At 72.3% G+C, this 10057-nt stretch carries 5 protein-coding genes and 1 pseudogene; 3 read left to right on the top strand and 3 right to left on the bottom strand.

Annotated elements, in window-relative coordinates; translation table 11 throughout:
• Positions 1-163 precede the first annotated feature (163 nt).
• Together exaC and ACZ4WV_RS25655 are read right to left on the bottom strand one after the other, a co-directional pair.
• Positions 164-1687: an acetaldehyde dehydrogenase ExaC gene (exaC, locus tag ACZ4WV_RS25660; protein ID WP_465750569.1), complete on the bottom strand. Its 1524-nt coding sequence runs from the start codon at positions 1685-1687 to the stop codon at positions 164-166.
• A gap of 497 nt (positions 1688-2184) precedes the next feature.
• Complete coding sequence (locus ACZ4WV_RS25655) at positions 2185-3132, bottom strand: terpene synthase family protein (RefSeq protein ID WP_465750567.1); 948 nt, start codon at positions 3130-3132, stop codon at positions 2185-2187.
• Positions 3133-3483: 351 nt separating this feature from the next.
• On the opposite strand from ACZ4WV_RS25655, the gene ACZ4WV_RS25650 reads away from it, so the two are divergent.
• Together ACZ4WV_RS25650 and ACZ4WV_RS25645 are read left to right on the top strand one after the other, a co-directional pair.
• Positions 3484-6573, top strand: a complete 3090-nt coding sequence (locus tag ACZ4WV_RS25650; RefSeq protein WP_465750565.1) for an ATP-binding protein — start codon at positions 3484-3486, stop codon at positions 6571-6573.
• Between the two features lie 214 nt (positions 6574-6787).
• Positions 6788-7852: an aldose epimerase family protein gene (locus tag ACZ4WV_RS25645; protein ID WP_465750563.1), complete on the top strand. Its 1065-nt coding sequence runs from the start codon at positions 6788-6790 to the stop codon at positions 7850-7852.
• A gap of 26 nt (positions 7853-7878) precedes the next feature.
• On the opposite strand, the pseudogene ACZ4WV_RS25640 reads toward ACZ4WV_RS25645, so the two are convergent.
• A pseudogene (locus ACZ4WV_RS25640) lies at positions 7879-8380 on the bottom strand (GNAT family N-acetyltransferase).
• A gap of 309 nt (positions 8381-8689) precedes the next feature.
• Here ACZ4WV_RS25640 and ACZ4WV_RS25635 point away from each other — a divergent pair.
• On the top strand, positions 8690-9970 hold the full coding sequence (locus ACZ4WV_RS25635) for an extracellular solute-binding protein (protein WP_465750561.1): 1281 nt from the start codon (positions 8690-8692) through the stop codon (positions 9968-9970).
• Positions 9971-10057: the final 87 nt, after the last annotated feature.

Genomic DNA, 10057 nt, shown 5'->3' with positions numbered 1-10057 from the left:
GCAGAAAAGGGGGGTGGGTGGGTGGTCGGGGAACAAAAAAGAGGGCTTTTTTACGGGAAACCCAAGAGGGGGGGGGGGGGGGGGGGGGGGGGCCCCCCCCCCCCCCCCCCCCCCACTTCTGTTCTGCCGTTCGACGGGTGTTCTGCTGTTCGAGGGGTCGGGCCTAGAACAGGCCGACCGCGTCGGGGGAGTAGCTGACCAGCAGGTTCTTGGTCTGCTGGTAGTGCTCCAGCAGGGCCTTGTGGTTCTCCCGGCCGATGCCCGAGTTCTTGTAGCCGCCGAAGGCCGCGTGGGCCGGGTACGCGTGGTAGCAGTTCGTCCACACCCGGCCCGCCTGGATGGCGCGTCCGGCCCGGTGAGCGGTGTTCAGGTCGCGGGTCCACACGCCCGCGCCCAGTCCGTACTGGGTGTCGTTGGCGAGGGTGACCGCTTCGTCGAAGCCCTCGAAGCGGGTGACCGAGACGACCGGCCCGAAGATCTCCTCCTGGAAGACCCGCATGCTGTTGACGCCCTCGAAGACCGTCGGGGTCACGTAGTACCCGCCGGCCAGCGCGCCGCCGAGATCGGCGCGCTCGCCGCCGACCAGGACCTTGGCGCCCTCGGCCTGGCCGATCTCGAAGTACGAGAGGACCTTCTTCAGCTGTTCGGCGCTGGCCTGCGCGCCGATCTGGGTGTCGGTGTCCAGCGGGTTGCCCTGGCGCATCGCGCGCACCCGCTCCAGGCCGTCGCCGAGCAGCCGCTCGTAGGCCGAGGACTCGATCAGCGCGCGGCTCGGGCAGGTGCAGACCTCGCCCTGGTTGAGGGCGAACATCGCGAAGCCCTCGACGGCCTTGTCGTAGAAGGCGTCCTCGGCGGCGGCGACGTCCGCGAAGAACAGGTTGGGGCTCTTGCCGCCGAGCTCCAGGGTGACCGGTATCAGGTTGTCGGCGGCGGCGCGGGAGATCAGCCGACCGGTGCCGGTCTCGCCGGTGAAGGCGAGCTTGCGCACCCGCGTGCTGGCGGCGAGCGGGGCGCCGGCCTCCTCGCCGTAGCCGGTGACGATGTTGACCACCCCGGGCGGCAGCAGGTCGGCGGTCAGCTCGGCCAGCATCAGCACCGAGGCCGGGGTCTGCTCGGCGGGCTTGAGCACCACGGCGTTGCCGGCCGCCAGCGCCGGGGCCAGCTTCCACACGGCCATCAGGATCGGGAAGTTCCAGGGGATGATCTGGCCGACCACGCCGAGCGGCTCGTGGAAGTGGTAGGCGACGGTGTCCTCGTCCAGTTGGGAGAGGCTGCCCTCCTGGGCCCGCAGCGCACCGGCGAAGTAGCGCAGGTGGTCGACGGCGAGCGGGAGGTCGGCGGCCAGCGTCTCGCGCACCGGCTTGCCGTTCTCCCAGCTCTCCGCGACGGCCAGTTGCTTCAGGTTGGCCTCCATGCGGTCCGCGATCCGCAGCAGCACCTGCGCCCGCTCGGCGACGGAGGTGCGGCCCCAGGCCGGGGCGGCGGCGTGGGCCGCGTCGAGCGCGGCCTCGATGTCCTCGGCGGTGCCCCGGGCCACCTCGGTGAACACCTCGCCGGTGACCGGGGTCGGGTCACCGAAGTACTCGCCGCGGACCGGGCGCGTCCAGCCGCCGTTGATCCAGTGCTCGTACCGGGAGCGGTAGGCGACGATGCTGCCGGGCGTGCCGGGGGGCTGGTAGACCGTCATGCTCTGTGTCTCCTCGCGACGTCGGGCGCCGTCCCACGCCGGTCGGCCCGGGCGGCGCGCCGGACCGCCCGATCAGCGGGCGGACCGGCGGGAGGGTGCGGACACGCAGTCGGGCCGGCGCCCCGCCGGGGCGCCCGCCGTCGAGCACGATAGCCGTCGGCGTGCGACGCGGCCACGGTCCGTACGGCGGGCTTGTACGGACGGTGCGCGATCCGGCCAGTGTGCGGTCCCGGCCGGTGCGCGACCGGTCCGGCGACCCGTCTGGCCGGTGTGCGCGACCGGTCTGGCGCCCCGTCCGACCGGTCCGGCGACCCGTCCGACAGGTCCGGCGCCCCGTCCGACAGGTGTGCGATCCGTCTGGCACCCGGTCCGTCCGGTGCCCGGTCCGGTTGGTGTGCGGTCCGGCCGGTCCCGCCCCCGGCGCACGCGGGGCGCTCGGATGGCACGTGGAGGGCGCGCCCCGTTGCCGCGCACGCCCGGGGAGCCGGCCGGACCCCTCACACCGCGTGGTACCGACCGGTGCGGGCCTCCCAGCTCAGGTAGCCGGCCAGCCAGGTGATCAGCCCGTCCGCGTACCGCTGGGCGATCGCGGACTCGATCCGGGACAGCCCCAACTCCCGGTAGATGTCCGGCAGTCGGCCGTGCAGCTCGGCGCAGCGCTCGACCATCAGCTGGGCCTCGGCCATGACCGCCGAGCAGGCCTCCTCGGCCGAGCAGCGGCGCTCCCGCTGCACGATCATGACCAGGTTGTTGACGTCCCCGCGCGGCGCCTCCAGCGGGAAGGACCGCACATCGTTGCTCAATGACGGTATGTCGGCTGCCAGCTGGCGGATCTGACGCAGCACCGGGTGGTGCAGGACGGCGGCGGGGACCTCGAACTGGCCGAGCCGCTCGACCATGTCGAAGATGGTCTCCATCGCCGCGGTGCCCCGTCTGAGTTCGAGGTAGCCGTCCCGGTCAGGCGGCCGGGTGGAGATCCGGCCCGCCGCCTCGGCCGGGTGGCTGGCGAAGTAGTACTCCCAGTTGTAGGCCGCGCGGGCCTGCCAACGGGCGGGCATGCCGCGCACGCTGCGGTCCCACAGGTCGGCGAAGGCGGTCTCGACCGGGGAGCCCGGGTCGGGCCTGGCTCCGTGCAGGACGGCGATCAGGCGTTCGCAGATCGGGGCGACCTCGGTGGGGCGGCGGCCGAGCGGGCCGTCGAACTGGTCGTCGAACAGGAAGTAGAAACCCATCAGGTCGGCGGCCAGGGCGAGTTCATCAGGCCCCGCGTCCGGGTAACCGAGTGCGGCGAGGTCGACCACCTCCCAGTGCGCGTAGCCGGGGTGGTCGGCGTCGGGCAGCAGCGGGTGGCGGATCAGCCAGTCGCGGTGCAGCTTGGTGGCGTACGGGCCGTGGGGACTGCGGCGGTGCGGGAACGGGATCTGAAGTGAGGTGTCGTCAGACATCGGACTCCCGGTGCAGCGGAGGAGGGGGGCGCTTGTGGTTCGATCATTGACCGTGGGGGGAGTTGACGTGGTGAGGCCCCGACGGTGAGGGCGGAAATGGCAAGATCATCTGTGCCCCGAGGGCCGTAGGGTATCGGATGTATTGATCGCACGTTAGGGATATAGGGCAATTGCCCTTGGCAAGCCGTCCGAACCCTCCCCGTCCGCCCCAGCCTGCGCGAATGTCCCCCAGCGGGCCGCACGCGGCGCTAACCTCGGCTCCACGAACAGTGATGGAGCGGCTCCCACGGGCAGTGGTCGACACAGGCGGTGGCGAGCCGTGCCGGGAGCGGGCGAGGCGGAGGCGCGACGGTGACCGAACAGAGCAACGAACTGCGGGCGGAAGCCGGTTCCGGCCGGGACGGCGACAGCGTCGGGCCCCGGGTCAGGCTACGCGACCGCGACGCCGAACTGCGCTCGGTGGAGGCCGCCATCGACCGACTCTGCCGTGAGTTCGCCGCCGGCGGCACCGAGATCGGCGACCTGCTCACCTTTTCCGGCCGCCCCGGCATCGGCAAGACCAGCCTGCTGCACGAGGTCCGACGGACCGCCAAGCTCCGTGAGGGCGCCAGCGTGCTGTTCGCCCGCGGTGGCGAACGGCAGTTCAAGGAGCCGTACCACGTGCTGCGCCAGCTGCTCCAGCCGGTGCTCAGCAGCCTGGAGCCCGACGAGTTCCGCCAGGTCATGGGCACCTGGGAGGAGGTCGTCGGACCGGCTATGGGCCTCAAGCAGCCCAAGGCCGGTGCCCGGCGCCTCGACCCGCAGGGCGTCCGCGACGGCCTCGACTACGTCCTCACCCAACTCGCGCCGCGCCGCGCGCCGCTGGTGATGATCGTGGACGACCTCCACTGGGCCGACGCCGAGTCCCTCTCCTGGCTCGCCAAGTTCGCCGTCCGCTCCAGCGAACTGCCCGTCCTGCTGGTCTTCGCCTTCCGCGAGGACGAGAACGACTGGCCCACCCAGACCCAGGACCTCCGCCGGGGCATCCTCGCCCTCAAGGCCCGCAAACACGAGCTGAACCGGCTCACGCTGAACTCCGTCACCGACATGATCCGCGCCGAACTCGGCGACAAGGCCGAGGACGCCTTCTGCTACGAGTTCTGGAACGTCGTCAACGGCAATCCCTTCGAGGCCGTCGCCCTGCTCGACCAGGTCCGCGACCAGGAGCTCGAACCGGTCGAGGAGAACTCCCGGCAGCTGCGCGAACTCGCCGTCGACGCCACCGGCATGACCCTCAAGACCTGGCTGGACCGGCTCGGCGCCAGCACCCTGCGGTTCGCCTGGGCCTGCGCCATGCTGGGCACCGACATCCGGGTCGACCTCGCCACCCGGATCTCCACCCAGAGCACCGAGGGCGCCCGGGAATCCATCAAGCAGCTGCGCAAGCAGCGGGTGCTCACCCAATCGCCCAACGGGAACCTCGAGTTCGTTCACCCGCTGATCGCCAGCTCCATCTACAACACCATGCCGGAGGCCACCCGCCTCGGCATGCACGGCATCGCCGCCGCCGAGATCGAGAACGCGGGCCTCGGGCTGCTCGCCGCCTCCCGGCACCTCGTCGAGACCCACTCCGGCGAGGGCGACGACCGGATCGTCAAGAAGCTGCGCCGCGCCGCGGTCGAACACCAGCTCATCGGTGCCCCCGAGGCCGCCCAGCGCTGCCTGCACCGCGCGCTCAACGAGCCGCCCGCCGACGAGATCAAGGCCGAGGTGCTGTACGAACTCGGCTGCTCGGCACTGCTCACCGACCCCGTCGCCACCGTCAACCAGCTCAAGCTGGCCCTGGACCCGGATGAAGTGCCACTGCGCCCCGAGCTGCGGGTGGACGCCACCTTCCGGCTCTCCGAGGTGCTCGCCCACAGCGGGGAACTGGGCGAGGCGGCCCTGGTCTGCCAGAAGGAGGCCGAACAGACCGCCGACCCGGCCGGGCGCCAGCGGCTCCAGGCCGCCTCCTTCATGTGGCACGCGTTCCGCAAGTCCGAGGAGGACGGCCCCGGGCGCTCCGCCCGGCTGGGCGAGATGTGCCGGAACCTGCCCGGCCGGCAGGCCGCCGACCGGGCGGTGCTCGCCATGCGCGCCTGGGACCTCACCCTGCGCGGCGCCCCCTCCGCCGAGGCGCTGGCGCTCGCCGACGAGGTCCTCGACGGCGGCCGGCTGCCCAAGGGCCTCGGCTGGACCGACACCACCTGGGGCTTCGAACTGCCCTCGATGCTCGGCCTGACCTACATCTACAACGACCGCATCGCCCAGGCCGAGCGGCTGTTCGCGGACGCCATCATCCAGTTCGAGGTGGCCGGCTGGAGCGGCGCCCACCGGGGCTTCGCGTACTTCCTGATGGGCCTGGCCCGGTTCCGCCGCGGCCTGCTCGCGGAGGCCGAGGACTTCCTGCGCCGCGCGTACCGGATCTCCGAGCGCGTCGGGAAGAAGCTGCCGCTGGCCTGGGACGCCGTCGGCGTCCTGGTGGACACCCTGATCGCCCGCGGCCGGACCGAGGAAGCCTGGTCGCTGGCCAACGAGTTCGGCTTCCACCCGCCGTACCACGCCACCGTCATGGTGCTGCCGGACGCCGCCTCGCTGTACGGCAAGCTGCTGATCGCCAAGAAGCGCCACGCGGGCGCGGCCGCCGCGCTCACCGAGGCCGGCGCCCAACTGGAGGTCCGCGGCTGGCGGAACACCGTCTGGGCACCCTGGGCCGGGCACCTGGCCATCGCGATCGCGGAGGACGAGCCCGAGCGCGCCCGGTGCTACGCCCAGAAAGCCGTCACGGACGCGCGCGGCTTCGGCACCGCCTCGGCGATCGGCAGCGCACTGCGGCTGCAGGCGCAGGTCGAGAACGGTGAACAGGCCGTCGAGCTGCTGGAGCAGGCGGTCGCGTACCTCGGGCAGTCCCCGGCCGGGTACGAGCACGCCGTCGCGCTGGTCGACCTGGGGGCCGCGCTGCGCCGGGTCGGGCGGCTGGAGGACGCCCAGGAGTACCTGTACCAGGGCATCGAGCTGGCCCAGCACTGCTCGGCGGACCGGTTGGTCGACCAGGCCCGGCGGGAGCTGGCCAACTACGGCCTGCGTCCCAACCGGCTGGAGAAGCGGGACTTCCGGGAGACGCTCAGCGGCCCCGAGTGGGAGGTCGCCAAGCGTGCCGCGCGGGGCGTGCCGGCGCAGCGGATCGCCGACGAGCTGGGCGTGCAGCTGAGCCTGGTCAACCGGCGGCTGGCAGCGGTCTACCGCAAGGCGGGCAGCGGTCCGGACGGTCTCGCCTCGGCCCTCGGGCTGCCCGGCCAGCCGCACGGGGAGCACGGCGAGTACGGCGAGCATGGAGCGCAGGGAGAGCACGGGGCGCACGGAGAGCACGGAGAGCACGGAGAGTACGGAACGCAGGGGGAGTACGGAACGCAGGGGGAGTAGCGGGAGCAGGGAAAGTCGGGGGAGCGGCAGGGCCTGGCCGAGGGCGGCGGACGGAGGCGCCCCGGCGGCGCGCGGAGGCGTGGGAGCGCCCCCGCCACCGCCGCCCTCGCTAGGCTGACGGACACCACGGGGGCCGCCACCTCGCCCCTGACGGATCGACGGACCCGGAACCGGGCGGAGGCGGCGGCGTCGCCGTCGCCAGTGAGGAGCAGGCATGGCGAGCGAGGCCACCGGGGTGCGGCATGCCCCCCTCGACTCCTCGGGCGCGGGCGCCGCGATCCAGCGCTGGACGCTCACCGCCGGCCCGTACGAGGCGAGCGTGCTCAACCTCGGTGCCACGCTGCACACCCTGAGCGCGCCGGACCGGGCCGGCCGCAGCGGCCAACTCCTCCTGTCCAGCGACAAGTTGTCGCACATCCTGGGCCCCGCCCGGCACTACGGCACGGTGGTGGGCCGGTACGCCAACCGGATCGACCGCTGCGAGGTCACCATCGACGGGGAGGAGCACCCGCTCGCCCCGACCGGCGGAGGGGTCACCATCCACGGCGGGCCGGACGGCTTCGCCCAGCGGATGTGGGCGGCCGAGCCGATCGACGGCGGGGTGCGGCTGCGGCTGCACAGCCCGGACGGTGACCAGGGCTTCCCGGGCGCGCTGGACGTCAGCGTCTCCTACACCCTGGACGCGCGCGGTGAGCTGGTCATCGACTACCGCGCGGTGACCAGCAAGCCGACCGTCGTCAACCTGACCAACCACGCGTACTTCAACCTCGCGGGTGAGGGCAGCGGCGACGTCCTGGGCCACCTGCTCACCCTGGACGCCGACGAGTACACCCCGGCCGACGAGCGGCAGATCCCGTACGGGCGGACCGAGCCGGTGGCCGGCACGCCCTTCGACTTCACCGTGGCCACGCCGATCGGCAAGTCGGTGCACGACGAGCACCCCCAGCTCGCCGGGCCCGGCGGCTACGACCACAACTGGGTGCTGCGGGCCCGGCCGGCGGACGGCAGCCCGGCGCGGGCCGCGCTGCTGGAGGACCCGGTCAGCGGCCGCACCCTCGAAGTGCTGACCACCGAGCCGGGCATCCAGGTCTACACGGCGAACAAGTTCCAGGGCGCGGTCGCCGGCGCGAGCGGGGTGCCGTACGGGCCGTTCGCCGGGGTCGCGCTGGAGACCCAGCACTTCCCGGACTCCCCGCACCACCCGGCGTTCCCGAGCACCGTGCTGCGGCCGGGGGAGGAGTTCCGCTCGACCACGGTGCTGCGGCTGGGCGTCAGGTAGCCGGTCGTTCCGGCGGCACCGCGGGGTCAGCCCCTCCGGGGCAGGTCCCGGCGCATGCAGAGCCGGGGCCAGCGGTCCAGGCCGTGTTCGGCCTCCCGGCGGCGGATCGCCCGGGCCCGGGGTGAGCTCGTGGTCGGCCAGCGGGCGGAATCCGCACCGGCTGTCGTAGGGGGCGTTCCAGGGGACGTCCGCGAAGGTGGTCAGGGTGAGCGCGGGAGCGTCGGCGCCGCGGTGCTCGATCAGGGCCCGGCCGATGCCCCGGCGGGCGTGGCCGGGGTGGACCGACACCTGCTCGATGTGCAGGGCGCCGTCCACCGGCTCGGCCAGGAGGTAGCCGGCGATCGGCCCCTCGGGGGCCTGGGCGACCAGGGCGACGCCGCGGCGCAGGTAGCGCGCCGGCTCCTCCGGGGCCGGGGGCTCGTCTTCGGCGATCTCCGGCATCCCGATCGCGGCGAAGGGGGCTCCGGCGGCGCGTTCCAGCTCGACCAGCAGCGTCAGGTCGTCGTCGACAGCGGCTCTGATGCGCATCCGTCAAGTCTGCCGCAAGCGCCTTCCCGCCACTCACGGTGGTCCCGGCAGCCGGCCGTAACCCGTCCGAAACGGATAAACGGCGCATCGTGCCGCGCTGTCAACTACCGGGCGGCCACGTCCAGGACACGTGGATGTAACGATCGGCGTTTCTTGCAGAAACTTTCTGCAAGGACTTTCGGTCCCTCTGACGCCGCTGTTAACTTCCTTCCCGAGCCCGACGGCAGCGAAGGTGCGGTCGGCACGAGGCAGCCATTATGCGCCTGTCTCCGAACATCTCGGGCACCCCCACCCTCCCAAGGAGTTCTCATGCGGCGTGGCATCGCGGCCTCTGCCCTCGTTGTGGCCCTCGCGGTCTCGATGGCTGCCTGTGGCAGCAGTGGCGGCTCCGGCTCGGACGGCAAGGCCGACGGCCCCGTCACCCTCACGTACTGGGACACCTCCAACGCCACCAACGAGGCTCCGAACTACCAGGAACTCGCCAAGAAGTTCGAGGCGGCCAACCCGAACATCAAGGTCGACTTCGTCAACGTGCCGTTCGACCAGGCGCAGAACAAGCTGCAGACCGCCATGGGGGCCAAGGGCGCGCCGGACGTGTTCCGCTCCGAGGTCGGCTGGACCGCCGCCTTCGCCAAGGCCGGCTTCCTGGAGCCGCTGGACGGCACCCCGGCCGCCGCCGACACCTCCACCTTCCAGCCCAGCCTGATCCAGCAGGCCAAGTACGACGGCAAGCTGTACGGCGTCCCGCTGGTGACCGACACCCTGGGCCTGCTCTACAACAAGGAGCTGTTCGCCAAGGTCGGCATCACCGCGGCGCCGAAGACCTGGGACGAGCTCAAGACCGACGCCGCCGCGATCAAGGACAAGGCCGGCGTGGACGGCTTCTGGCTGAAGGCCGCGGACGGCTACTACGCGATGCCGTTCCTGTTCGGCGAGGGCACCGACACCGTCGACGCCGCCGGCAAGAAGATCACCGTCACCTCGCCGGAGGCCGTCAAGGCCGTCGAGACCTACAAGTCGATGTTCAACGGCCCCGGCCTGGCCAAGGCCGACGTCACCACCGACGCCTACGCCCACATGATGGACGCCTTCAACAGCGGCAAGGTCGCGGCGATCGTCCAGGGCCCCTGGGAGATCACCAACATCTACAAGGGCTCCGCCTTCGCCGACAAGAACAACCTCGGCATCGCCGCCGTCCCGGCCGGCTCCAGCGGCAAGGCCGGCGCCCCCACCGGCGGTCACAACATCTCGGTCTACGCCGGTGCGGACAAGGCCCACAAGGCCGCCGCCGAGAAGTTCGCCGCCTTCATGACCTCGGCCGAGAGCCAGGCCTTCATCGCGCAGAAGAACTCCACCCTGCCGACCCGCTCCGACGCCTTCACCGCCGACGTCAAGGCCGACCCGGGCATCGCCGGCTTCCAGGGCATCCTCGCCAGCGCCAAGCCGCGCCCCGAACTGCCCGAGTACAGCTCGCTGTTCTCCTCCCTCGGCGAGAACCTCGGCAAGACCCTCCAGGGCACCGGCACCCAGGACGCGCTGAACACCGTCGCCACCGACTACGCCAAGCTCCTGCCGGGCTTCGCCAAGTAGTCCCCGGGCCCGGGGGGGGGGGGGCGGGGGGGGGGGGGGGGGGGGGGGGGGGAGGGAGCGAGGGGGAGGGGGGGAAAGGGGGAAAGG

The sequence above is a fragment of the Kitasatospora sp. NPDC029312 genome (assembly GCF_055569215.1).
Note: the sequence above shows the minus strand (reverse complement) of the source record. Positions and strands in the feature narration are given on the sequence as shown.